The organism is Neorhizobium sp. BT27B, from assembly GCF_050455485.1.
Taxonomy (GTDB): Bacteria; Pseudomonadota; Alphaproteobacteria; order Rhizobiales; family Rhizobiaceae; genus Neorhizobium.
On sequence record NZ_JBCIYT010000004.1, the window covers coordinates 444,955 to 470,901 of the forward strand.

19 protein-coding genes are annotated in these 25,947 nt (G+C 61.4%); 11 read left to right on the top strand and 8 right to left on the bottom strand.

What is annotated here, in order from left to right; all coding sequences use genetic code 11:
* Positions 1-257: 257 nt before the first annotated feature.
* The 5 genes from AAIH70_RS13815 (at position 258) to AAIH70_RS13835 (ending at position 5,747) form a co-directional block, all read left to right on the top strand.
* Entirely contained in the window at positions 258-1,136 is an 879-nt protein-coding gene (locus tag AAIH70_RS13815) for a DMT family transporter (protein ID WP_132274743.1), read from the top strand.
* A 174-nt stretch (positions 1,137-1,310) separates the two neighbouring features.
* A complete protein-coding gene (locus AAIH70_RS13820; RefSeq protein WP_132274740.1) occupies positions 1,311-2,225 on the top strand; it encodes an ABC transporter permease in 915 nt (304 codons plus the stop codon).
* A 12-nt stretch (positions 2,226-2,237) separates the two neighbouring features.
* On the top strand, positions 2,238-3,161 hold the full coding sequence (locus tag AAIH70_RS13825) for an ABC transporter permease (protein ID WP_132274738.1): 924 nt from the start codon (positions 2,238-2,240) through the stop codon (positions 3,159-3,161).
* A complete protein-coding gene (locus tag AAIH70_RS13830; RefSeq protein ID WP_132274735.1) occupies positions 3,154-4,803 on the top strand; it encodes an ABC transporter ATP-binding protein in 1,650 nt (549 codons plus the stop codon). Before AAIH70_RS13825 ends, AAIH70_RS13830 begins: the two co-directional genes overlap by 8 nt.
* Positions 4,800-5,747, top strand: a complete 948-nt coding sequence (locus AAIH70_RS13835) for a 2-hydroxyacid dehydrogenase (protein WP_132274733.1) — start codon at positions 4,800-4,802, stop codon at positions 5,745-5,747. Before AAIH70_RS13830 ends, AAIH70_RS13835 begins: the two co-directional genes overlap by 4 nt.
* A gap of 210 nt (positions 5,748-5,957) precedes the next feature.
* On the opposite strand, the gene AAIH70_RS13840 is transcribed toward AAIH70_RS13835, so the two are convergent.
* Complete coding sequence (locus AAIH70_RS13840) at positions 5,958-6,677, bottom strand: GntR family transcriptional regulator (RefSeq protein WP_132274730.1); 720 nt, start codon at positions 6,675-6,677, stop codon at positions 5,958-5,960.
* Positions 6,678-6,855: 178 nt separating this feature from the next.
* Here AAIH70_RS13840 and AAIH70_RS13845 point away from each other — a divergent pair, with 178 nt between their 5' ends.
* From AAIH70_RS13845 to AAIH70_RS13870, 6 genes are all read left to right on the top strand, one after another.
* Positions 6,856-8,046 carry an L-talarate/galactarate dehydratase gene (locus AAIH70_RS13845; RefSeq protein WP_430034383.1) on the top strand — a complete coding sequence of 397 codons (1,191 nt, stop codon included), beginning with the start codon at positions 6,856-6,858 and terminating at the stop codon, positions 8,044-8,046.
* Positions 8,047-8,171: 125 nt separating this feature from the next.
* On the top strand, positions 8,172-9,689 hold the full coding sequence (locus AAIH70_RS13850) for an aldehyde dehydrogenase (NADP(+)) (protein WP_132274725.1): 1,518 nt from the start codon (positions 8,172-8,174) through the stop codon (positions 9,687-9,689).
* A gap of 24 nt (positions 9,690-9,713) precedes the next feature.
* Positions 9,714-10,619 (top strand): 5-dehydro-4-deoxyglucarate dehydratase, encoded by a 906-nt coding sequence (locus AAIH70_RS13855; protein WP_132274722.1) that lies wholly within the window; start codon positions 9,714-9,716, stop codon positions 10,617-10,619.
* 197 nt (positions 10,620-10,816) lie between these two features.
* On the top strand, positions 10,817-12,337 hold the full coding sequence (locus tag AAIH70_RS13860) for an ABC transporter substrate-binding protein (protein WP_132274719.1): 1,521 nt from the start codon (positions 10,817-10,819) through the stop codon (positions 12,335-12,337).
* A gap of 226 nt (positions 12,338-12,563) precedes the next feature.
* The gene (locus tag AAIH70_RS13865; protein ID WP_132274716.1) at positions 12,564-13,619 is read left to right on the top strand and encodes an Ldh family oxidoreductase; all 1,056 of its coding nucleotides are present in this window, start codon (positions 12,564-12,566) and stop codon (positions 13,617-13,619) included.
* A 204-nt stretch (positions 13,620-13,823) separates the two neighbouring features.
* Positions 13,824-14,960 carry a polysaccharide biosynthesis/export family protein gene (locus tag AAIH70_RS13870; protein WP_430034386.1) on the top strand — a complete coding sequence of 379 codons (1,137 nt, stop codon included), beginning with the start codon at positions 13,824-13,826 and terminating at the stop codon, positions 14,958-14,960.
* Between the two features lie 23 nt (positions 14,961-14,983).
* Here AAIH70_RS13870 and AAIH70_RS13875 read toward each other — a convergent pair whose 3' ends face one another.
* Genes AAIH70_RS13875 through tssG form a run of 7 tightly spaced genes read right to left on the bottom strand, consistent with a single transcriptional unit; the run spans position 14,984 to position 25,933 of the window.
* A complete protein-coding gene (locus AAIH70_RS13875) occupies positions 14,984-15,880 on the bottom strand; it encodes a serine/threonine-protein kinase (protein ID WP_132274710.1) in 897 nt (298 codons plus the stop codon).
* Positions 15,870-17,327 carry a type VI secretion system-associated protein TagF gene (tagF, locus tag AAIH70_RS13880; RefSeq protein ID WP_430034388.1) on the bottom strand — a complete coding sequence of 486 codons (1,458 nt, stop codon included), beginning with the start codon at positions 17,325-17,327 and terminating at the stop codon, positions 15,870-15,872. Before tagF ends, AAIH70_RS13875 begins: the two co-directional genes overlap by 11 nt.
* An 11-nt stretch (positions 17,328-17,338) precedes the next feature.
* Entirely contained in the window at positions 17,339-20,827 is a 3,489-nt protein-coding gene (gene tssM / locus AAIH70_RS13885) for a type VI secretion system membrane subunit TssM (protein ID WP_430034390.1), read from the bottom strand.
* Positions 20,824-22,353: a type VI secretion system protein TssL, long form gene (tssL, locus tag AAIH70_RS13890; RefSeq protein ID WP_132274701.1), complete on the bottom strand. Its 1,530-nt coding sequence runs from the start codon at positions 22,351-22,353 to the stop codon at positions 20,824-20,826. Before tssL ends, tssM begins: the two co-directional genes overlap by 4 nt.
* Positions 22,350-23,690, bottom strand: coding sequence for a type VI secretion system baseplate subunit TssK (tssK, locus tag AAIH70_RS13895; RefSeq protein WP_132274699.1), 1,341 nt, complete (start codon positions 23,688-23,690; stop codon positions 22,350-22,352). The genes tssL and tssK overlap by 4 nt, the downstream gene beginning before the upstream one ends.
* Positions 23,680-24,897 carry an FHA domain-containing protein gene (locus tag AAIH70_RS13900; protein WP_132274696.1) on the bottom strand — a complete coding sequence of 406 codons (1,218 nt, stop codon included), beginning with the start codon at positions 24,895-24,897 and terminating at the stop codon, positions 23,680-23,682. The genes tssK and AAIH70_RS13900 overlap by 11 nt, the downstream gene beginning before the upstream one ends.
* Positions 24,887-25,933, bottom strand: a complete 1,047-nt coding sequence (gene tssG, locus AAIH70_RS13905) for a type VI secretion system baseplate subunit TssG (protein ID WP_132274693.1) — start codon at positions 25,931-25,933, stop codon at positions 24,887-24,889. Before tssG ends, AAIH70_RS13900 begins: the two co-directional genes overlap by 11 nt.
* Positions 25,934-25,947: the final 14 nt, after the last annotated feature.

Sequence of the window (25,947 nt, forward strand, 5' to 3'; positions counted from 1 at the left end):
TCCGGGCAACTCACGCTGACCTCTCAGCTGATATTCTTGTATTTCAGTCTGGACGCTGGTTTTGGCATTTGCCATAGTCAGGCGGCAGTCGCGCTACGGGGAGTCCGAGCCGGCGCTTGTGTGCGTCTTCTTTTTCGTTTCTTCCTCGCGTGCCCTCTGCAAAGCGATTCGGAGACGAACATGCCTGCCCAGTCTGCATTTACCATCCGGTCCCGATGCCTTGTCGATGCGAATGATGCCTGCCGGGTTTTTGGCGCATGATTGCCAACCGCACGGGTCTTGCCGTCGCCATCATGGTTGTAGCGGCTTTTCTGAACAGTCTGGACGCCGTCATCGTCCGTTTTCTCGCGGGCGAAGTGCATCCGTTGATGATCGGTTTTTTCCGTTCGTTTTTCGGCCTGATTGCCGTCACGCCGTGGATCATCAAGGGCGTCAATCTGTCGGCTTCTCCCTTCCGCAGCCTGCATGCCGTACGCGCCGGGCTGAAATTGCTGGCACTGGTCTGTCTGTTCGTGGCCTTTGCGCATGCTCCGCTGGCGGATGCCACAGCCATCAATTTTACCATGCCCATCTTTCTGGTGCTTGGCGCATGGCTCATCCTTGGCGAGAAGGTTGGCGGCGGCAGCATTGCCGGCGTTGTCGCCGGCTTCATCGGCGTCATGATCATCATCCGTCCAAGTGGTGATCAGGGGTTTGATCCGTGGCTACTGTTTGCGCTCGCCGGTGCAGTGCTGACGGCGTCCAGCCAGTTGCTGCTGCGCCGCATGGCGGTACGTGACACGACCGACCGTCTGGTCGCCTGGAACCTGATCACCATGGTGCCGCTCGGCCTGATCATCATGTTGCCGGTCTGGTCCATGCCGACATGGACGCAACTGGGCCTGCTGGCTTTGCAGGGCGTGCTCGGCGCCTTCAATATGGCGATCATCACCCGCGCATTCTCCATGGCAAATGCCAGCATTCTGGCACCGCTCGATTTTCTGCGCCTGCCGATCGTGGCGCTGATGGCATTTCTGGTCTTTGCCGAAATTCCGGCGATCCAGACATGGATCGGTGCTGCCGTGATCATCGGGGCAACCGTCATTGCCACAGGCGGTGCGGCGCGGCGCAAAAAGCCGCCTGTCGACGACATCTGACGATTTTCAGAAAAAACAGTTCACAAAAATTCTAGATGCACTAATATTTTAGTTAAGCCTTCGCCGGCTTGTCGCGGTTCTGTTTGTCACTGGAGGGTGGCGGGCCGATCCGCTGGCCGGCGAAAACAGAAACGGGGTGTCAAAACCCGCATGCAATCACCCGGGAGGAGTGGCATGAAGAGTTTCATCGGCAAACGAGCGATCGCCAGTGGTGTATCCCTCGTCGTGCTCGTCGTTATCGTTTTTTTCCTGTCGCGACTTACGGGGGACCCGACCAACCTTTACCTGCCCATCGACGCCACGCAGGAGATGCGTGACCAGTTCCGGCAGATGCACGGGTTCAACGATCCCCTGATCGTGCAGTTCGGCCGTTACGTGATGGATCTGGTGCAGGGCAAGTTCGGCAATTCGCTGCGGCAGGCCCGCCCCGCCATGGATGTGGTGCTGGAAGCCTTTACGTGGACGTTATGGCTGGCGGTCATCACCATGGTGCTGGTCACCATCGCCGCCATAGTCATCGGGTCGCTCGCCGCATTCCGCGTCGGCGGCGTGTTCGATCGCATCGCCACCTTCTTTTCGCTGATCGGCGCGGCTGCCCCCGATTTCTGGGTGGCGATCGTCGCCATCGTCATTTTTGCGGTCAATCTGCATGTGCTGCCGACGTCCGGCACCGGCAGTGTCTGGCACTGGGTGCTACCGGTCGGCGTGCTGTTCATCCGCCCGTTCGGCCTGATTTTGCAGGTGGTGCGCGGTTCGATGATCAGCGTGCTCTCCTCAGCCTATGTGAAGACTGCACGCGCCAAGGGCGTGCAGTCCCGCTCGATCATTTTTGTTCATGGCCTGCGCAATGCCATGCTGCCGGTGATCACCGTCATCGGTGATCAGGCCGCCGCCATCCTCAACGGTGCCGTTGTCGTCGAAACCGTCTTCGGTTTTCCCGGCATCGGCAAGCTGATGATCGATTCCATTCTTCTTCGCGATTTCGCCGTCGTGCTGGCCGTCATCATGGTCTCGGCACTGGCGATTTTTATCATGAACCTGTTGATCGACCTTGCTTACGCACTGCTCGATCCGCGTATCCGGTATTGAGCGATGACGACGATGACAGACACCCAAATCCTCGCCGCGCCGAAAAAATCGAACGGGCCGTTTGCTCGCTGGTTTGCCATGCTGTGGGCCGACAAGTTCGCCTTTTTCGCCGCTCTGTTCCTGCTGATCGTCCTGCTCTGTGCGCTGTTCGGCCCGCTTCTGATGGATGCGATCGCGACCAAACAGAACCTGCGCGGTCGCAACGCGCCACCGTTCGATATCACCCGCGGCTGGCTTTACGTTCTCGGTGCCGACGCGCTCGGGCGGCCATTGTTGGCCCGCGTGGTCGTTGCCGCCCAAAACACCATGCTGGTGGCGGCCGCAGCCGTGCTGGCATCCTCGGTGGTCGGCACGGCGCTTGGCCTTGTCGCCGGTTACAGCCGGGCATCGGCCGCGCAGTGGATCATGCGTCTCGGCGACGTCATCATGTCGTTCCCGTCGCTGCTTCTGGCGGTGATCGTGCTCTACATGCTGGAACCGTCGGTCGCCAATATCGTGCTGGTTCTGGCCATCACCCGCATCCCGATCTATCTGCGCACCGCGCGGGCGGAAGTGCTGGAAGTGCGCGAGCGCATGTTCGTGCAGGCCGCCAAGGTGATGGGGGCGTCACACTGGCGCATCGTTTTCTGTCATATCCTGCCGGTGATCTTTCCGACTTTGGTCACCATCGCCACGTTGGATTTCGCCTTCGTCATGCTGGCGGAATCCTCGCTATCCTTCCTCGGTATCGGCATTCAGGCGCCGGAAATCACCTGGGGTCTGATGGTGGCGCAGGGCAGGCCTTATCTCGCCAATGCCTGGTGGCTGTCCTTCTGGCCGGGTCTGGCGATCATTCTCACCACGCTCTCGCTCAATCTTCTGTCCAACTGGCTGCGCATCGCGCTCGACCCGACGCAACGCTGGCGCCTTGAAATGGGAGGTCGCAAAAATGCATGAACACCACACGACTGAACATCTGTTGGAAGTCCGTGACCTTTCGGTCGAATTCCACACGCTGGCCGGCACGGTGAAGGCCGTGCAGGATGTCAGCTGGTATCTGGATCGCGGCGAAACACTGGCCATTCTCGGTGAAAGCGGATCCGGCAAATCCGTGTCGGCTTCGGCGATCATGAACCTGATCGACATGCCGCCCGGCAAGATCACCAGCGGCACCATTCTCTTCAACGGTCGCGACATGCTGAAGATGACAGCGGAGGAGAGGCGGGCGATCAATGGCGCAAAAATCGCCATGATCTTTCAGGATCCGCTCGCCCATCTCAACCCGGTCTATCCGGTCGGCTGGCAGATTGCCGAGATGATGACGGCGCATGGCAAACCCGGTGCCGATGCTGCCGCGCGGGCGCTGGAGCTTCTGAAACGCGTCGGCATTCCCGAGCCGGAAGCTGCGATGAAAAAATATCCGTTTCAGTTTTCCGGCGGCCAGCGGCAGCGCCTGATGATCGCCATGGCGATTGCCTGCAAGCCGGACATTCTGATTGCCGACGAACCGACGACGGCACTCGATGTGACCGTGCAGGCACAGGTTCTGGCGCTGCTGGAAGAGCTGCAGCGCGAGACAGGCATGGGTCTTCTGCTCATCACCCACGATCTCGGCGTCGTTGCCGAAATCGCCGACCGGGTGGTGGTGATGAATTCCGGCCATATCGTTGAGACCGGCAATGCCGCCGAGGTTTATCGCAATCCGCAGCACCCCTACACGAAGAAGCTGATCGATGCCGCCCCCGGCAAGGGCGATATTCCGGCCGAGCGCGAACGGCAGGGCGAACCGCTTCTGAAGGCGGTAGGGCTGAAAAAGACTTATGGGGCTTTTCACGCGCTGAAGGGCGTCAACTTTTCCATCATGCCCGGCGAAACTGTCGCCGTGGTCGGCGAAAGCGGCTCGGGAAAATCGACGCTGGCACGCGCCATCGTACGGCTTGACGATCCGCAGGAGGGGCAGGTTTTTTATCGCGGCAACGATCTTCTGGCGATGTCGCCCAGGGAGATCTTTGGGCTGCGCCGTGATCTGCAGATGGTGTTTCAGGACCCGACGCAATCGCTCAATCCGCGCATGAGCGTGTTCCGGCTGATTTCCGAGGCCTGGGTTATTCACCCCGACATTTTGCCCAAGGCAAAGTGGAAGGAGCGGGTGGCCGACCTGCTGGTCAAGGTGGGGCTGAAACCGGATATGGCGGAGCGTTATCCGCATCAGTTTTCCGGCGGCCAGCGCCAGCGTATCGCCATTGCCCGCGCGCTTGCCATGGAACCGAAACTGATCGTCTGCGACGAAGCTGTCTCGGCGCTCGATGTTTCCATTCAGACGCAGGTGATTGCACTGCTGGATGGCTTGCGCCGGGAGTTCGGCCTGTCCTATCTTTTCATCGCGCACGACCTGCCGGTGGTTCGTGACTTCGCCGATCGCGTCATCGTCATGAAGGCGGGCGAGATCGTCGAGGAAGGCACCGTCCGGCAGATTTTCGACGCGCCGCGCCATCCCTATACACAGGCGCTGCTGGCTGCGAGCCTCGATCCCGACCCCGAGGTTCAGGCCGCCCGTCGCAGTGCTCGTATTCGCAATGAAGGATTAGTTCCCGCATGAAACCCGATGTTCTTGTCGCCTACCCCCTCCGCAGCCAACAGATGGACATGCTGGCGGAGCGTTACACGCTGCACCGTCTGGACCTCGCCAAGGGAGAAGAGCGTGAGGCGGTTTTTGCAAAGGCCGGACCTGTCTGCACGGCGATGGTGGTGAATGGCCATGTCACGGTCGATGAAGCTTTTCTGGCGAAATTGCCGGCGTTGAAGCTCGCCTCCTGCTCGTCGGCCGGTTACGACCAGATGGATCTCGACGCGATGACGCGTCGCGGCATCACGCTCACCAACACATCGGAAGTGCTGCTCGACGATGTCGCCGACATGGCGCTGCTTTTGATGCTGTCTGCCCGCCGGCGTCTGCCGCAAGGGGATGCCTATGTCCGTTCGGGCGAGTGGGGCAAAAAGGGCATGATGCCGCTCACAAGCTCCACATATGGCAAGAAGGCCGGCATTGTCGGGCTGGGGCAGATCGGTCTCGCCATCGCCAAACGTTGCGAGGCGGTGGGGCTGACAATTGGGTACCACACCCGCAGCCCAAAAACCGGCAATGACTACGCCTATTTCGACGATCCGGTAAAACTGGCCGAATGGGCGGATGTTCTGATCGCGGCAACGCCGGGCGGTGCTTCGACGGAGGGTCTGATTTCGGCCGAGGTTCTTGATGCGCTCGGACCTTCCGGCAGTTTCGTCAACATCGCGCGTGGTACGGTGGTGGATGAGCCGGCCTTGATCAAGGCGCTACAGGAGGGCCGCATCGCCTCTGCCGGTCTTGATGTCTATCTCAACGAACCGAACCCCGACCCACGTTTTGCTGGCCTCGACAATGTCGTGCTTTATCCGCACCATGCCAGCGGTACGGAAGAAACACGCGAACGGATGGCGCAGCTTGCGGTGGACAATCTCGATGCGTTTTTTGCAGGCAAGCCGCTGCTGACGCCGGTGAATTGATCGGGGGGTATCGCGTAGGAAAGAAAGACCCCTCCCCACCCTCCCCACAAGGGGGAGGGCTTAACCCGGCCGATCCGCCGAAGCCTGAATTGGGGCAAGTGGTGGCCACAAATTTTCTCCCCCCTTGTGGGGGAGATGGCCGGCAGGCCAGAGGGGGACTTGCTTCACATGAGATGCCAATGCCTGCGGCATAAGCAGGACCAATTCACCTCAGATAAAATAATGCGGAAATTCCTTCCGCATGTCTTCCACCTTGGCCACCGTACGGCTCAGATGCTCGCGGATCGCATCGACTGCCGCCCGTTCATCGCGGGAGGCGATCGCCTCGACGATCGCGTGGTGCCCATCCAGAATACTGACGATTTTGCCCGTTTCCGGCAGATGCAGGCGGCGGATACGCTCCAGATGGCCGGAACGTTCGCGCACCAGCTGGTGCAGGTTGCTGCGCTTGACGCCGGCAAACAGGGTCTGGTGGAAAAGCTCGTCCAGCTCCTGAAAGATGGTGATCTGTTCGGGATCGTCGGCGACAGCGCGTTGCATTTTTATGATGGAGCGGGCGCGGGTGATGATGGCGGGATCAAGCTCGGGATCGGCGGCAAGCCGGCGGCAGACCTCGGTTTCCAGCGCCACGCGCAAAAAATGGGCTTCGTAGATCTGCAGCACGTCGATGCGGGTAACGACCGTGCGCGATTGCGGATAGATGCGCACCAGCCCCTCCTGCTTGAGGAGTTGCAGCGCCTCACGGATCGGTGTCTGGCTGACTTCGTAGGTTTCGGTCAGTTCGCCGCGTGACAATGTCGTGTCCGGCGGCAGCTGGATGGTGATGATACGCTTGCGCAGGTCGTCATAGACGCGCTGCACCGTGCCGCCCACGGCAACGGGAAAACCGGGTGCTGGAAGGCCAAAGGTCGCGGCAAGCTGCGAGTTCATGGAGCAAATCCTTTTCCGGCATTCTTACCGGCGGCGATGCTGATACACAAGAATGCAAAATTGCGATTGATATATGAGTCTAACTGAAATATTAGTTTGAAAAAAGGGTGCTGGCGGTCTTCTGTCGTTGCAACTTTGCGGCAGATGTCCGAACCGGCGAACAGCGGAGGAGGAAGCCATGTTCAATCCCGATAAACGTCTGATCCCTGCCCAGCCTCCCAAGGCTGGCTTTGCTGCCGGCCCGTCCAAACTGGATGCGATCCGCTCGGTCACACTCTCGCTTGCCTATTTGCCCTTGGCGCGGCCTATCAGCGATGCAAAGGTTCTGACGGGCCGGCAGAAGCCGCTCACACAGGTGGCTTTCCTGTTCTGCGAGATCACCACGGAAGCCGGCCATAGCGGCCTCGGTTTCAGCTATTCCAAGCGCGCCGGCGGCCCGGGTTTTTATGCGCATGCCTGCGAGATCGCCGACAATGTGATCGGCGAGGACCCGAACGACACGGCGCGCATCTGGGACAAGCTCTGCTGGGCCGGCGCTTCGGTCGGTCGCTCCGGCATTGCCACGCAGGCGATCGCTGCCATTGATATCTGCCTGTGGGATCTCAAGGCCAAGCGCGCCGGTCTGCCGCTGTCGAAACTTCTTGGCGCGCATCGCGATAGCGTTGCCTGTTACAACACGTCGGGCGGTTTTCTGTCATCGAGCGTCGAGGAAATCCGCGATGCCATCGATCATTCGCTGGCATCGGGTATCGGCGGCATCAAGATCAAGGTTGGCCAGCCTGATCCGATGGTGGATATCCGCCGCCTCGATGCCATCACCACCCATCTCGATGGCCGCGTGCCGCTGATGGTCGATGCCAACCAGCAATGGGATCGCACCACCGCGCTGCGTTTCGGTCGTCTGGTCGAGCCGCTTAATCTCGAATGGATCGAGGAACCGCTCGACGCTTACGATGCCGAGGGTCACGCAGCACTTGCGCGTGAGCTGGCGACACCGATTGCCACCGGCGAAATGCTGGCGAGCGCAGAAGAGCATATGGCGTTGATCCGCGCCGATGCGGTTGATTTCATCCAGCCGGATGCACCGCGTGTCGGCGGCATCACGCCGTTCATGCGCATCTGCACGCAGGCCGAAGCCAAGCGTATGCGGCTTGCTCCGCATTTCGCCATGGAAATCCATGTCCATCTGGCCGCGGCTTACGCCCACGAGCCATGGGTCGAGCACTTTGACTGGCTGGCACCGCTCTTCAATGAAGAGCTGGAAATCAAGGATGGCCGCATGATCGTGCCGGGTCGCCCCGGCCTCGGCTGCAGCCTCACCGGTCAGGCACGTGACTGGACGGTCGAGACCCGCAGTTTTGGCGGCTGATTTTTAGACAAACGGGAACGCTGTCAGCGTTTCCTGGCATGGAGGAGGACACGTCCACGTGTTAGGCCTTCTCCTGCAGAGATATCACAGCAAACCGGAGCGCAGTCTCCGGAAGGAGAGCATTGATGACCTGGACCCCTTCGGGCAAACACTTGATCGCCGGCCAGTGGACGCCCGGCACCTCGACATTCACATCGGAGCCGGCGCACGGCCCGGCACACGACTTTGCCGTCGGCACCGTCGATCTCGTCGATCAGGCCTGCCGCGCCGCAGAAAGTGCTTTTGCCGCCTATTCGGCAAAATCGCGTGAGGAACGCGCCGTCTTCCTCGAAACCATTGCCGAAGAAATCGACAAGCGCGGCGAAGCCGTGACGCTGATCGGCACGCAGGAAACCGGTCTGCCGGAAGGTCGCCTCAATGGTGAGCGCGGCCGCACCACCGGCCAGCTGAAACTGTTCGCCGACCATATCCGCAAGGGCGCCCATCTCGATGCCCGTTTCGATGCCGCCCAGCCGGATCGCCAGCCGGCGGCCCGTCCGGAAATCCGTCTTGTGCAGCGTCCGATCGGCCCGGTTGCCGTGTTCGGCGCCTCGAATTTCCCGCTCGCTTTCTCCACAGCCGGTGGTGATACGGCTGCCGCACTCGCAGCCGGTTGCCCGGTCGTCGTCAAGGGCCATTCCGCCCATCCCGGCACCGGCGAAATCATTGCCGAAGCCGTTGCCGCCGCCGTTGAGCGCACCGGCATGCCGGCCGGCGTGTTCAGCCTCATTCAGGGCGGACGTCGTGATGTCGGCACCGCGCTGGTCACGCACCCGGCCATCAAGGCTGTCGGGTTCACCGGCTCGCTTGCCGGTGGTCGCGCCCTGTTTGACCTTTGCGCCGAGCGCCCGGAACCGATCCCGTTCTTCGGCGAACTCGGTAGCGTCAACCCGATGTTCCTTCTGCCGGCCGCAACCGCTGCCCGTGCAGAAAGCATCGGCAGCGGCTGGGCAGGTTCGCTCACCATGGGTGCCGGCCAGTTCTGCACCAATCCCGGCATCGCCGTTGTCGTTGCAGGCCCGGAAGCCGACCAGTTCGTTGCCGCCGCCAAGGCCGGTCTCGAAAAGGTGGCAGCCCAGACCATGCTCACCGATGGCATAGCCTCCGCCTATCACGAAGGTGTCGAGCGCATGCGTTCCAGCAATGCCGTGTCGCCGGTCCTGAACTCCGAAAGCGCTGGCCGTCAGGCAAGCCCGAATCTGTTCGAAACGACGGGCGCGACATGGCTTGCCGATCATTCGCTCGGTGAGGAAGTGTTTGGTCCGCTCGGCCTCGTCGTGCGCGTCGGCTCCACGGACGAAATGGTCGATCTGGCAGAAAAATTTGCCGGCCAGCTGACGGCCACCATGCATATGGACGACAGCGATCTCGGTCTCGCGCAGGAACTTCTGCCGGTGCTGGAACGCAAGGCTGGCCGCGTGCTGGTCAACGGTTTCCCGACCGGTGTCGAAGTGGTGGATTCCATGGTGCATGGCGGCCCTTATCCGGCCTCCACCAACTTTGGCGCCACCAGCGTCGGTACGATGTCGATCCGCCGTTTCCTGCGTCCGGTGTCCTACCAGAACTTCCCGGAGGCCCTGCTGCCGGCAGATCTGCGCAACTGAAATAAAGCTTAGGAGGAGCCCTTCATGATTGCACCGAACGACCTGCGAGAAATTATCCGCAACGGCCTGTTGTCCTTCCCCGTCACCCCTTTCGACGCGGAAGACAGGTTTGCCGCAAAACCGTTCTCGGCGCATCTGGAATGGCTCTCCTCCTACCCCGTCGCCGGCCTGATCGTGGCCGGCGGCACCGGGGAACTGTTTTCGCTGACCCCCGGTGAAGTCGTGGATGTGGTGAAAACCGCCCGCGCCGTCTCCGGTGATGCGCCTGTCATCGCCGGCTGCGGTTATGGCACCCGCATCGCCTGCGATATGGCCAAGGAAATCGAAAAAGCCGGCGGCGACGGCATTCTGCTTCTACCGCATTATCTCACCGAAGCGCCGGCAGAGGGCATTGCGGCTCGCGTGCGCGCCGTGTGCAAATCCACCAATATGGGCGTCATCGTTTATAACCGTGGCCAGGCGCGCGTTTCCGCCGAACAGCTGGCGCAATTGGCCGACGAATGTCCCAACCTGATCGGTTTCAAGGATGGCACCGGCGATATCGACACCGTGCGCCGCGTCACCGTCGCTTTGGGTGATCGCCTGTCCTACATCGGCGGCATGCCGACGCATGAGCTTTTCGCACAGGCCTATCGTGGCGCCGGCATGCCCACCTATTCGTCTGCCGTCTTCAATTTCGTGCCGGAAACCGCGCTGAAGTTCCATGCCGCCTTCACCGCCGGCGACGATGCCACCTGCGAGCAGTTGCTGCGGGATTTCTATTACCCATTTGCCCGCATTCGTGACCGCAAGGCCGGTTATGCCGTTTCCGCCATCAAGGCCGGCGTGCGTCTGCGCGGTTTTGATGCCGGCCCGGTGCGTGCGCCGCTGGTCGATCTGACCGAGGAAGAGGTCGAGATGATGCGCGAGCTGATTGCTTCCGCAAGCTGAGTTTTTCGAGTTGCCGGGCGGGTTCATCTATCCGCCCAGTAAACTGCCTGAGTGGCACCTTTCACCAGTCACTCATGCATTAGTGTTTATGTGAGGCAATCGGGTTCGCTGGCGAAGAGGAGTCGCTGGCGGGCCGCTGACAGAGGGAAATGGCATTCACTGCAAACCGCGCTTAACGCGCATGGGAGGAGACCGACATGAAACTGCCTATCGCAACTGCCTGCCTGTCCACGGCAATCATCGCCCTGGCCTGTAGTCCGGCCATGGCACAGGATGCCAAGAAGAATGTCACCGTCGTGCTGGCCGAGACCGTCGATGTGGTCGAGCCCTGCATGGCCGCCCGTCAGGATGTCGGCCGCGTCATTTCGCAAAACGTCAACGAGATGCTGGTGGAGTTCGATTACGCCAACAGCGCGTTGAAACCGCGTCTGGCAACCGAATGGAAACAGGTCGATGACGATACCTGGGAATTCAAGCTGCGGCCCAATGTGAAATGGCATGACGGCAAGCCGTTCACCGCCAAGGATGTTCAGTTCACGCTGGAGCGCAACAAGAACAAGAAGATCACTTGCGAAGTCGGCGGCAAATATCTCGGCGGCACCGAATTCTCGTTTGAATCTCCGGATGCCAACACCATTCGCATCACCACCAAGCCGGCGCAGCCGATCCTGCCGCTGCTGATGACCGTCATCCCGATGGAATCCGCTGAAGCAACCCCTGCGGACGAATATACCCGCAAGCCGGTCGGCACCGGGCCTTACACGTTCGACCAGTGGACGGTCGGCCAGAATATCGTGCTGAAGCGCAATCCAGATTATTGGGGCGAGCAGCCGCAGGTGGAGCAGGCGACCTATCTGTTCCGCTCCGACAGCGCCGTTGCCGCCGCCATGGTCGATGCGGGCGAGGCCGATATCGTGCCGGCGGTTGCCGTGCAGGATGCCACCAACAAGGAAACCGATTTCGCCTATCCGAACTCGGAAACGACGTCGCTGCGTATCGACACACGCGAGGCACCGACCAATGACCGGCGTATCCGCGAGGCGATGAACCTTGCCATCGACCGTGCCGCCATGCTCGGGACGCTGTTCCCGGCAGAAGCCAAGATCGCCACCCATCTCGTGGTGCCGACCACCATCGGTTATAACGCCGATATCCCCGCCTGGCCTTATGATCCGGAAAAGGCCAAGGAACTGGTCGAGGCGGCGAAAGCTGACGGCGTGCCGGTCGATCGCGAAATCCGCATCATCGGCCGCAACGGACAATATCCGAATGCCACCGAGACGATGGAAGCCATCATGGCGATGCTTCAGGAGGTCGGCCTCAACGTCAAGCTCGACATGTATGACGTGTCCGTCTGGAACGGCTATTTCGTCGCCCCGTTCGTCAAGGATTCCGGCCCGACGCTCACCCAGTCGCAGCATGACAATGCCACCGGCGACCCGGTCTTCACCGCCTTCGTCAAATACGCTTCCGGCGGTTCGCATTCGATGGTTCGCGATCCGGCCGTCGACGATCTGATCTCCAAGGCAACGGCTGCCACCGGCGATGAGCGTGCAAAGCTCTGGAAGGAACTGTTCGCCAAGGTCAACACCGAGATCATCGCCGATATCCCGATGTTCCACATGGTCGGCTTTACCCGCGTTTCCAAGCGCCTCGACTTCAAGCCGACGATCGCCACGAACTCGGAACTGCAGCTGTCGCAGATCCGCTTCAAGTAATCCGCATATCCTCCCCACGAGGGGAGGGGTGTCGCATATGGAAAAGACCCCGCCCCAACCCCTCCCCACAAGGGGGAGGGGCTTAACCCAGCCGGTCCGCCGAAGCCCAATCGAGGCAGAAGTTTGCCGCGAATTTTCTCCCCCCTTGTGGTGGGGTCCGAAGGACGCCGGCAGGCCAGAGGGGGACTTTCTTGTGTCAAAGCCATCAATACGAACGGAAAAACCGATGCCGCTGATCGAACGCGCAACCCTGACCGATTTTGCTCAAAACATGCTGACCCGCGCCGGGATGGAAACGGATAAGGCAAAGGCCACCGCCGCCATCCTTGTCGAAGGCGACATGATCGGCCATGAAACGCATGGTGTCAGCCTTCTGCACTGGTATGTCGAAGCGCTGGAAGACGGCTCGCTCGCCAAAACCGGCAGTTATGAGGTCGTCAACGATCGCGGTGCCGCCTTCGTCTGGGACGGAAAATCGCTGCCGGGCGCGTGGCTTCTGTCGGAGGCGCTCGATCAGGCATGCGAGCGTGTCGGTCAATACGGCGTCGTCACCGCCGTGATCCGCAACTGTCATCACACCTGCGCGCTCTCGGCCTTCATGCGGCAGGTGACGGAACGCGGGCTGATCGTACAGATCTCGGTATCGCATCCGGCAGCCAGTCGTGTCGCGCCCTATGGCGGCACGAAACCGCTTCTGACGCCCAACCCGATGGCGGCCGGTTTCCCGACATCCGCCGATCCGATCCTGATTGACGTTTCCGCCTCGATAACCACCACCACGATGACGCAGACACTGGCCAAGGCCGGGCAGAAATTTCCCGAGGCCTGGGCCTTTACCGCCTCAGGCGAACCGACCGATGATCCGCGCGAGGTGACGGAACGTGGCGGCACGATGATGCCGCTTGGCGGACAGTTGAAGGGCCACAAAGGGTTTGGACTTGCGCTGATCGTCGAATTGCTGGGGCAGGGACTGTCCGGCAAGGGACGCGCCAATGCGCCGGCCGGTGTGTTTTCACAAAGCGCCTTTCTTCAGGTCATCGATCCCGCCTTTTTCGCGGGCCTCGATGCCTTCACCACGCAGTCCGATCATCTGGCTGAGGCATGCCGCAGCAATCCGCCGGCAGCGTGGAACAATGGCCCGGTGCGCATGCCGGGCGATAGTGCTGCCCGCAAGCGTCGTGCCGCGCTGGAAAAAGGCGTGCCGGTGGGTGACGTTGCCTGGGAAAAACTGGGTCGCGATGCCGCGCGTCTAGGCATCGACATTCCATCAGTACTTGCTTGAAAACATTCCGGAAAACGGATGGTCCGTCGGGAACAGGGTAAAACTATTGTGGCTTTTACCCTGCTTATCCTGCCGCGCGTTGCGGATAAGTCACAACGCTAGCCGCGAAACGGTCACAATTGGTTTTTTCCCGCTTGAAGTGTTGCCGCGTCAAGTCTCGCTGATACTTATCGTTGAACCGATTCTTTTATTCAAGGATACGTGATGCGGAAGCTTGCGCCCTTCGTTGTTCTAGCCCTTTTGACTGCATGTGCCAGCCCTTCTGATGGCCCGGACGCTGGTGCTTTTTACAACACCGTCGACCCGAACACGAAAGAGCGCGTTCCTGTGACCCGTCTGGCGGATGCACCCATGGCGCCGCCGATCACGCAGCCGATGTCTTACGCGCCGACCGATCTCGGTCTGGCCGGCATGCGCTCGGGTGGTTATGCCGACACGCGCCTGCGCCGTGGTGATGTCATCGAGGTGACCATCCTTGATACCGGTGAGGAGGGCATGTTCTCTTCCACCCAGAGCAAGACGCTCAATCTCGGCAAGTTCACGGTCGATTCCGCCGGTACGGTGACGTTGCCCTTCGTCGGCCGTCAGCGCGTGCTGGAATCCTCGCCGGAAGCATTGCAGTCGCGCATCGTCAACGGCTTGAAGGGGTCTGCCGTCAATCCGCAGGCCGTCGTCACTGTCGTCGACAAGCCCTCGACCGGCTTCACCGTTAATGGCGATGTCCGCACAGCCGGCCGTTTCCCGCTGACGGCGCGCAAGGAACGTGTGCTGGATGCCATCGCGCTTGCCGGTGGCTCGGCCTCTGCGCCGGGTGCCGCTTCGGTCACGCTCATCCGCGGCAGCCAGCGTGCCACAGCGCCGATCGAGCGCCTGATGAACGACACTGCCCAGAACGTCTATCTTCTGCCGGAAGACCAGATCTATGTCGGCAAGGACGCTCCGACCTTCACCGCCTTCGGGGCCTTCAAGAGCGTCGGCGAGTTCGAATTCGAACCGGGCAAGCTGACGCTGGCACAGGCCTTTGGCCGCGCCGGTGGTCTGCTGGATGACCGTGCCAATGCCCGCAATGTCTATCTGCTGCGCAACGAAACGGTCTACAAGCCGGTGGCGGGCGCCGTCGCCCAGAAGGTGGCCACCACCTACAGCGTTTCGAACAAGCCTGCCGTTTACCGCATCGACATGAAGGACATTTCCAACCTGGCGCTGATGCAGCGTTTCCAGATGGCTGATGGCGACATGCTCTATGCCACCAATGCCGGCATGGTCGATTTCGCAAAACTCTTCACCATCTACCAGAAGAGCGTGGCAACGGCCGCGGCACCGCTGCCGGGCGCGAACTGATCAACGTCAGTTTCGATTGATTTTCAGAGGCCGCCAAGCATCAGCAAGGCGGCCTTTGCCGTTTCCGGGCGATCCTGCGGCAGCGGTTGCGACAGGTAGCCTGCAAGCGCGTGTAGCTCGATCGCTTCGGCATCACCGCAGGTGCGCAACATCCACGACAGAATGCGGCCAGCGGAAAACAGGTCGGCGCGGTGGTCGATCATGCCGCCCGCCTTTTGCTCGGGCGCGGCAAAATCCGGCTGGCCTGCAAACTGCAGGTCTAGTTGCCGGTGCGTGCCGGCGCCTTGCAAGGCAATCCCGAAATCGGCGATCCGCAGACTTTCCAGTGATTGGGTGCCGAACAGAATGTTGGCGGGGGAAAGGTCGCAATGCACGATGCCCTGTTCGTGGATGGCCGACAGACCGTCCAGCATGCGGGTCATGATGGTGCGGATCTCGTCCGGCGAGGCGGGGGTTTCGGCAAGCCGATCGCCAAGATTGCTGTCGCACCATTCGAGAACGATGGTCGGGCGGCCGTCATCCAGCCGCAACAGCGCCTGTGTCGCGATGATGTTGCCATGGCGCAGACGCAGTCCGATTTCCGCCTCCTGCAGGATCATCCGCCGCGCCACCGGATCGTCGGCATGATCGGGACGGAGCGTCTTTATTGCGTGAAGCGTGCCGAGATCGCGATGACGGACGCGAAAAATCTCGGTCAACGCGGCTTCATGCAGCCTGTCTTCGATGGCAAACGAATTTGCGATGATCTCGACAGGCGCATCGCGCAGCCGGCTCTCACCGCGATCCAGCGCAGCGCGTACGCGGTCGGTCAGGAGCAGGCGTTCAGCATCGGGTCGTCTGACATTGCCATCCTGCACAAGGCTTTGCCAGAGGTCGGCAAAGCGCTTCTTTATCTCGGCGAAACCCGGCTCACCGGCCATTGCCATCCTTCACGTCGATCACGACGGCACTGAGATTTTCGCGGCAATCGGCGATCAGGCCTTCCTGAATGAGCGTATTGGCAATGTCGTCGATATCGCCGGACAGCAATATTTCGGCGATGCTGCGTTCCGGTATCACGCGGGACAGCGGGTGGCTGCAGAGCAGAAAACGGTCGCCCGCCTGCAACTCGTCCGAAAGCACTTCGGGTGAAAGCTGCCCCGCAAGGCCGATGGCCCGTGACAGCGACCGGCGCAGGCCGACCGACACATGGTCTTTCGTCAGGCAGCGCATCATGCCGTCGCGCAGCAGATAGGCGCGCGCGTCTCCTGCCCAGACCAACGCAAACCGGTCTTCCACCACGCCGAGCGAAACGAGGCTCGCCAAAGGCGGCTTGCGCCCCCAGGAACCGGGTGTCGATTGCAGCAGGCCATGTGCGCGGCCAAGCTTTCCCTTCATCTCCTGAACAAGACTTTCGATCGTGTCCTGCGGTGCCGTATCCGCCAGCATGGCAATCGTCTGACGGCTCGCCTCGACCGCATCGGCGCTATCGCCCACACCATCGGCAACCGCAAACAGGAAGGGTGTGTGCTGCGCCAGAACGGCGTCGGCATTGACGCTCAGGCGGGTGCCGGCATGGCTGGCCTTGTCATGCCGTAGCCGAAAATTCCGGGCCTCTGCAAGCGGCGCAGGCGCGAGGTAGGGGGCCGGTTCGGCTTCGAACTGATTGAGGTTCGCTGCCGCAAGTGGTGGCTGCACCGGCGCGGGCACGGGCACCGGTTCAGGCGCCGGCTTGGGTTCTGATGGTGACGGTGCAGAAGCCTCCATGCCCGCCATCAGCAATTCCAGAAAATCCGTCGGCTGCGGTGCGCCGCCGCTGCGAAATCCCTTGTTCTGGCGGTCCATCGGGTCGAAGCGCCACCACAATGTATCAGCTCGCTGGCTTTTGCCTGCGCGCGGTTCGAAATGTTCGTCGGACGGCCGCAGGTGCCGCAGCCGTTTCAGGCTGGCGGTAAACGTGTCCAGATCGAAATCCCGGCGCGACACAGTCTCGGCAAGGCCTTCCAGCGCGATGAACCAGGTTTCGTCGAGGCAGAGTTTTCTGGTGTCGCCGGTAAACTCGTGCAGTTGCGCGGTGATCACCAGAGGGAAGCTGCGGCCCACACGGTCGCGGCTCGGCACGATCACGCCGGCCACCGTCAACGGCCCCCAGATGCCGCGTTCGGCAACAAAACGCCATGCCGGCATGTTGGCAAAAATCTGTTCCCAGTTTTCGCCGGCATGATGATGGGCCTTTGCAATGCCGGATTGCAGCCACGCATCGAGCGCGTCCTGTACCGTCCGGCTGAGGCCGGTCGAGACAAAATCACCATGGCTTGGAAGCTTGCCGAAAAAGCCGATCCGGTCGGCCTCCATGGAGACCGGATCGAGAGCGGAGCGAGGGGGCATGAGCGGCGTCCTCAAAACTGTGTCGGGCAGGCGAACGCATTGAGCGCTTCCAGCCGGAACGGGTTGAGCACGGAGCCGAACTGCACCTCGAACTCGGCCGTTTTGCCGGCCTGGGTGAAGCGGGCGCGGAACAGGTCGTTGCCTTCGGTGGTGATGTCGGCGCCATCGAACAGGCGGAACGGCGACCAGTCACCATTTTCGGTAATGGCCTGCTGCCAGCCGCCGGGCTGGAATGCGATGCGTGACACATTGCTGGCATCCGTCGAAGGCCAGGCAATCGATTTTGCCTGGACCGGACCATGGAAATAAACGAGGCGTTCCGCCTCGATTTCCAGCATGACGGCGTTGGCATCATCCGACAGCGACACCGGCTTGACGTTGATGGCGATAGACGGACCTTCGCTGCCTGCTGGGAAGAAGGCGCGGTTTATCTTGTCGGCATTTTCGAACTGGGCGATCGCCTCGCTCGGGATGCTGGCCGAACCGAATGTGCCTTTCCAGCCCCATGGCGAGGCGCTGGTATCGACGAAGGCGGAAAGCCGATCGTCGAAGAAGCTTTTGAACAGGCCCTTCGGACCGAACAGACGCACGAAATCGCTCATGGCCACATCGCGCGAGGATTCCCGGTCGAACGGGTAACGGCCGGTGACGACGCTGGAGCAATAGCTTGCCCCCTCAGCCGCCCAGGCATCGTTGATACGGCCACGCGCCGATTTCACCGCGAGCGAACCGACATCTGAAGCGACGCCGGCCATCCAGCTATCGACCGGATTGGGCAGGCGGCGCGCCTGCTGCAACAGTTCCTGGTTGGCATCGGTCAACTGGCTGTCCACGTCGAACACCTTGGCGATTTCCGCCGACGAGGTGGTGGCGCGAAACAGCTGTTCTGCAACCTTGTGCAAGGCCGGCTGAAGCTGCCCGATCTGCGACTTGGGCGCATCGGCGGACTGGCCGGTGACCGCAGTCACCGCCGAATCCGTTGGAGCGGCAAGCGCCTCACGGAGACCTGAATAGAGGTCCGGTGCATTGGCCACACCTGCCAGCGCCGTGGAGGAAACCGAGGTGTCACCGGCAGCAGACGCAATTTCGGTGCCCGCATTGCGCAGATCGGTGTTTTCAACAATCGAGCGGGTGATCATTTCCACCGGCGTTACCGGTTTTGCAGCCAGCGTCTTCGTTGTCTCGGCTGCATCATTGATGGTCTGCGAGGGTTTTACCCGCATGTCTGTCAGAACAGTGGCCCAGCGTTTTTCGAAATTGTCGAAATAAAGCTGCATGGTCGCCTGCGTGATCGCATCGATCGTGCTGCCGGCCGGGTTTTCCTCGTTACGCACCCAGGTCTCTTCGATCGCCGTGCGGGCGGCATCCGAAACCTTCGGCAGCACGACGCTGCGGTAACCATTGCTGGAAAACAGGCCGGGAATGCCTTCGCGAAGCGGCGCGCCGGAGCTGCGCTCGAATGCCTTGTCGCCGAGCGGGCCAAGCGCCGTGCCGGGATTCCATGCCGGCAGCGCGCGCGATGCGCGATAGTCGGCAAGGATATCATAGGCACGGTTGGCAATGCTCTGCGAGCGGATGGTTTCGCGTGCCTTGGCGATCAGGTAGGGATCGAGTTCGATCGGTGGAAGCACGCCCTTTGCCATTGCTGCGGCATGCGCCGTCAGCGACAGGCGCGCGTTGGCGCGGCCATCGCCGGGATAGAGCGCGTTGAACATGTCCTGCGTCTCAAGCTCGACGAATTCCCGATCCATCGAACCGAGCCCCCCCAGCATGCCGTACAGCTTCAAAGCATTGAAAGTGCGCGCCACGTCGGATGTGTCGGCCATGTCCTTTTGCAGCTGCACGAGAATGCGCGGCAGAAGCAGTGCATTCAGCGCGCGCTGATAGGCATCGCGCTGACGGCCGGCAACCTTGTTTTCCTGATCGAGGCCAAAGCTGATCGGCCAGACACGACCCTTGGAAAAATCGTTGGTGACGGCGGCCAGATTGTCGAGTGCCGGCATGACACGCAAAAAGTCGGCGTCGCTGACATCGCGCACGTTGATGCCTTGAGACAGTTTCTCATAGGCATCGATATGCTGTTCGGCTGCGGCGAGAGCGGATTTGTTCTGGAAGTAGGTGGCCGTCCAACTGGTCAGCACGACGGCCAGAACCAGAAACGCGACGCCATAGGCGGCACGGCGCAGCAATAGCTGCCTGCCCGACAGGCGTCGATCCCGCGAAACCAGCGAGGCCTCGTCGAAGATGACATCCTTGAACAGCCGCGACAGGAAATAGCTGCGGCGGGCGCGGCTGGATGTCGAAACCGCCGTCTCGTTTACCTGCGTGCCGGAGGCGAAATAGATGCCGCGCAGCAGCGGCGGCTCCACAAGCCTCGAGCCGGTGCAAAGCTCGGTCATGACGTCGTGCAGACGTTCCTTGAGCGCTGCCAGTTCGGCGGGGAAGCGGAAGATGCGGCCGCGCAGTTCGGCATTCGGCTCCTGCTGAAGACGCTCGATCAGCATCGAGCCGACGCGTTCCTGCAAAAGCGTGAACTCTTCCGTAAACCGGTCGGGAAGGTCGATGGTCTTGTAGCTTTCATCGAGGCCGAATGTCGTGCCCCAGACCTGCTCACGGTCGGACTTGTTGAAGCCATCGAAGAACTCGACGAAACCGGTCAGAAGATCGGCCTTGGTCAGCACCAGATAGACCGGCACGCGGGCCTGCAGCTTTTCGTCCAGTTCTGACAGGCGCTGGCGGATGACGCGGATTTCCTCGCGCTGTGCTTCCGGATCTCGGGTCAGAAGGTCGCCGATCGAAAGCGTGACAAGCGCGCCGTTGATCGGCTGTGAGCGGCGATACTTTCGCAGCAGACCGAGAAAACCTTCCCAGCCGGCCTTGGCCGAACCGTTGAGATCGTCCTGCGTGGTGTAACGACCGGCGGTATCGATGAGGATCGCCTCATCGGTGAACCACCAGTTGCAGTTACGCGTGCCGCCGATACCCTGCACGGAATTGCTACCCAGGGCATCGCCGAGCGGAAATTTCAGGCCGGAATTGGTGAGCGCCGTCGTCTTGCCGGAACCGGGGGCGCCGAAAATCACATACCAGGGAAGCTCGTAGATATAACCGAACCGCTTCTTGCTGACGCGGCGCAGAAGCTGCAGCGCTTCCTTCAGGCGATTGTGGATGTCGGTCACTTCCGCCTGCTGGCTGGCAGCGGCTTCGGACTCGGCATCGCGCTCGATGCCTTCAACCAGCTGCTTGTCGCGGCGGCGGTCGCGAACCACCGTATAGATCAGGTAACCAAGCCATGCGGCGATGATCACGCCGATCAGGATGATACGATTGGTGGGGCTCGCCAGTGGCTTGAAATCGCCATAGGCGGCAAGATAGCCGTAGAACCAGATGACGACGCAGATGGCCGCCACCCAGACGACCGAGATGAACCGCCTCCCGATCAGGCCCGCATAGGCCTCGACATAGGAGCGGAGCGTGTAAAACATGCCGATGGGGTTCATGGCGAAAGGCCCCCTGCTGCCGGATTGGCCGGCATATTGCGAATATCCATTTCAAGAGGCGGAGATTTGACCCCGGCGCCGCTCAACGCTTCGTCCGGATCGGCCAGCACGAGAATTTCCGTCCGCCGGTTCTTTTCACGCCCCTGCGGTGTCGCGTTGTCGGCGATCGGATCGGCTTCTGCGCGACCTTCGGTGAGAATGGCATCAGGCCCGGTGAAGGAGATCAGGATCTCGCCAACCGCCTTGGCGCGTGCTTCCGACAGATGCCAGTTCGAGGGGAACTGCAGCGTCTTGATCGGCGTATTGTCGGTGTAACCGACAACGACGGCGCGGAACTGTTCCTGCGCCAGTGCGCCACCGATACGGGCGATCAGCAGCTTGAATTCTTCGCTGACCTCGGCGCTGCCGACGTCGAACAGGCCGGCATTGTTGATGCGCACCAGAACCCGGTTGTTGCTTTCCGACAGCGACACCAGCTTCTTTTCGACCTCCGGCTGGAGGAACTTCATGAAGTTCTCAAGCTTGGTCGGCTGCCGCGGCATCAGTTGCGGCTTGACGGGAGGCTCCTGCGCCTTGGCGATGATTTCTGGCGGCGCCTCTTTCGGTGGCGGATTGACGAGAAGGCTTGGCGCTTCACCCGGCGGCAATTGTGCAAGCCGCTGGAAGGTGCCGTCCGATGCGCCGTTGAGCGACAGCGTGAAGAACAGGTAACCGACCGCAAAAACCAGCGCGAGCAGCGACATCAGAGTCCACAAAGCCACGGCTGTGCGCAGCGGCTTGTGCTTGGCGGCCACACCTTTCCAGTGCGGTGAAAGCTCGCGTTCGAATACGCCATATTGGCCGAGCAGCGTCTTGTAGAGACTGTCGCGGATACGGCCGAGCTCGAGATTGCCGCGTGGCGAGACGCGCGTGCGGCCCTCGAAGGCGAGCGACAGCGACAGGTAGATCAGCAGCAGCAGGTCCTTGTTGGCACCCGGGCTCTGATGGAAATGGTCGAGCAGATCGAAAACGCGGTCGCCGCCGGTGACGTCCATGTGGAAGGTCGAGACCAGACCCGAACGCGCCCAGCCGGCGCGTACGCCCCAGGGCTTGCTCAGCACCACGTCATCAACGGTGGCGCAGATGATGTAATGGGCTGCACGCGCGCGCTCCGGGCTGATACGGGAGCCTGCGAGATCACGCTCGTAACGGCCGACGGCTTCCACCGCCACGCGGCGCAGCTGCTCGATATCCGGCTGCTCGTCGGTGTAACGAAGCGTATGCGCGAGGTTCAGCAACGGGGCTGCGGAACGCACCAGTGTCGGCACTTCCTCGCCGCCGAAGCGGAAGTCGCGCACCAGCGTTTCCACCGACCAGCCGCCTTTCGGCAACGGTTTCGGCGCAAGGTCGTCAATGCCGGGCGTGTCGAGCACGTCGTCCAGCATCTCGGCCATGCGGGCGGCCGATTGCTTTTTCTTGATGCCGTCCTCGGTCAGTTCGACGACGGTCGGCAGGTTCTGCCATTTCGATGCGGGTTCGTTGGTCATTCTCTCAGGGCCCACATTTCCATTTCGAGACCAGGGAAATCACCTGCGAGATGCAGGGCGATGGCGCCCGAGGTTTCAAGCTGCTTCCAGAGCGGATTTTTGGTGTCGAGTTCGAAATAGATCGTGCCGGAACGGTACGGCAGCTGGCGCGGCAGAACCGGTAGCGGTCTGACCGGAATGCCCGGCAGCGCGACGTTGACCAGTTCGGCGATACGCTCGACCGGGCCGACCTTGATCTGTGCCGGCAGCTTGCGACGAACATCTTCCGCCGACATTTCGGCGCGCACGGCCAGTACGAAACCGGCATCCTTGAGCAGCGAACGGTCGTTGATCGTGCCGACGCGCACGCCATGGCGGCGCTCCGCAAGCTCGATCGAAACGGCAGCCTGTTCGAGAACCGAAGACAGGGAGGCGCGCAGATCGTCATAGACGGCGGCAAAGGTCGCCTTCAGGTCGTCATGGCGATAGGGCGGAAAATCCGTCGCCCGCTTGCGCTCAGTGGTGAAGGTGGCGAGTTCGCCGGCCAGCTGGATGCAGGTCTCGTAGAAATCGATCGGATGGATGCGCGTCGCGTTTGCGGAAATATGCTTCAGCATCGGGTCGGCGCGGTTGAGGATCTGCAAGAGAAAATAGTCGCCGACCTCGGCCGTGCCGCGAATGGTCGGGTCGCCGATGCGCTCGGCGATCGCCTCGGCGCGGTGGCGCACGATGCCGAGCAGTTCCGTCATCAATTCGGAAAGCCTTGGCTCGGCGGCGCAGTTGAGGCTTGGTGCGATGAAATCGGGATCGAGAATGACGGCGCGGTCGGAACGAACTTCGATGACGCGGGCAAGGCCGATCAGTTCGTAACCGGCAAGGTCGTCACCGGTCTTCAGGTAACGCAGGCTCAGCCGGCCGACATCGATCGGCGCCATGAAATCGGTTTCGACATTGGCGTCCGGGGCTTCGTAGTTGGAAGCGGTCATGCGCACGCTGTTGAAGCGCGCGCCGCCATTCAGCGCCACATCCGGCTTGCCCGGCTGGCGGGCCGGCAGAGCGAGGTAGATGATGGCGTTCTTGACGTTTTCATCGAGATCGACGGCCGGCGGCAGATCGGTATCGAGCGGCGCTTCGAACGGCGTGCCATCCGGCAGGATACCGCGCAGGTTGGACAGCGCGAACTGGCCGATGGCGAGCGCGCTGCGGTCGATGCCGATTTCCGCAACGCCCCATGGATAAGGTGTCAGGCCGCGCGTCGTGGTGCGCACCAGCCGTTCCGTCCATCGGTCCGCCTGCTGGAAATGCTGAACGCGAAGGAACATGCCCTCGCTCCAGGCCACCCGGTTTTCATTTCTCATCGTTGAGGTCTTCTCTCTCTGCTTTCGCCAGGTTCGCAATGCGGTCCCCGTCTTCCGTTCGCATCATGGCGTCGCGGAAAACGTCCTGAACCGACAGCGTCCTGTCGTTCTTTTCGAATTGATTTTTGTAAGCTTGCCAGTAGTCGCGGCCGCGCAGGAAACCGAAGGATGTCATCGATCCTGCCACGTCGATGCGGGATTCGATGATGCGCGGGTCCATTTCCTGGCCGGCGTGGTGCACGAGGTTTTCCAGCGCGGCCTGCAGCTTGGCCTGTCGTGTCGCCAGTTCCTCGATCCGGGTCACCAGCGTGTCCTGCCGGTCGCGGCTGAAAAAGTCGTCTTCATGTTCCGGCGCTGGAAGCTCCAGCCCGAAGGCGGCAAAGCTCGCTTCCAGCGCGTCTTCGATCCGCTGCAGGAGCGGGTTGAGTTTTGTTTCCATCTCGGCGGAACGAGCGGGGGCTGCCGCCTGCAATGGCGCCTTGACCGGTTCGATATCCGGCTTCGGGGCATTGTCGTTGACGGTCGGCAGTGCCTCTGCCACGCGCGCCTTTGCAACCGGTATGGTCACATGCGTCGCCGATCCATGTTCGAGATAGTTGCTGTAGTCGGAATGATCCGCTTTTTTGTCCTCAATATTCCAGTCGTCCGGCAAGAGGTTGCCCCCGGCGCGGATTTCCGGCGGGCCGTTCCAGCCGATGTCGACATTGCGCGACGGCGAGGGGCCATCCTTCTTGACGATCGGTTCCAGCCAGTCTTCGGACATCCTGTTGCCGAGAAGGCCGGTAGCGGTGCGGCCGCCGGGTGCGATATCGGCAAGGATGGAGGAAATGGTCAGCGGCTCATCGCTCATGGCGTAGCTGCCATCGGGGTCCTCGACATCCTGATGCGCCTCGCCGGTGATGACCACGGAAAATGACATGCTGCCGACATCCAGCCGCGACTGGTCGGAAAGCCTTGCTGTCTCACCCTCGTGTACGACGATGCCATCGACGCGCGAGCCGTTGGCGCTCTGGTCGCGCAGCATAAAACCGCGCGTATCGCGCTCGATCGTGCAATGCAGCTTGGAAACCGAGCGCTGGTCTTCGGGAACCTGCCAGTCGCAATCGGGCGAGCGGCCAAGCGTGCGTTTGCCCTGTTCGAAAAACCATTTTGTCCGGCTGGCCGGCAAGGTGCTGGCGCCCGCGATTGCCTTGAGTTCAAGCCGCATGTTCGCCTCCTAAAGCCACTGCGGGGCGGGGTTCGACGATGACGGCATCGTCGCTGTCCTTCGCGGCTGGTGCCACCCGTGCCCAGCTGTTCCAGCCCAGCCTCGGTTGATCAGCGCTTTCCTGTCCAAGCTGGCAAAACGGAACGTCTTCTTTTTTCAGAATGACCTGAATGTCGAAATCGAGTGCCGAGCCGACATAAAGCCGTGTCAGCGCAAGCAATTCGGTGATGTTGCGGCCGCCCGGTGTCAGCGACAGGTAATCGCGATAGGCGAGTGGCCCGACGATCACGCGAAAGCCGCCACTGAAATCGTGAATGGCGGTGCCGGCGGTGGCGTTTATGCCAAGTTGCACGCCCTGCGGTGCTCCCATCTTGCTGCGCTCCTGCATGGGAATGGTCAGCCAGCGGGGGCGAAACAGCTCGATCTCCACCGGCAGGCCGCTGAATTCGGTCAGCATGGCGCGCAGGCTGGCGGCATTGCGGTTGCGTGATGCGAAAAAGCCGGAGAAACGCAGAATGACATCTTCATCGATGCCGCTGTTTTCCTTCAGCTTGCGGGTGCCGAAACCGGTCAGCGCAAACAGCGTGGTGATAAAGCCGTTATCCTCACGGCGCTGACCCCAGCGCAGGCGCCGCGCAATGCGGTATTTTTCGGAGGCATCGGCAAAAAGCTCTGAAACGCGCGCGCTGAACAAGTCGAAAAAGGCCGCCAGCCCCTTCGACTTGTTCCGCTCCTCGCGCATGATCAGTTCATTATAGTTGGCCGGCATCGAGCCGAGCGGGCCGGTCAGCCCCGCCAGCGCGCTGCGGATCGAAGCGCGCGCTCCCTTCTGGCGGAAACCGCTGACGGCGAGTGGTGCCGGCGAAACACCCATATGCGATGCGACCTCCAGCTCGCCGATGGCATCACCCGTGCCGGCAGCCGTCTGCGCGACGCGGAACGCCGTCACCGGCTCGAAGCGGCCGGGGTCGCGTTCAAGCAGGTCGACGAGCGTGTCGCGTTTGACATCTGGCTGGCGAAGCGTCGAGAGATCCATGGGGCGATCGCGGT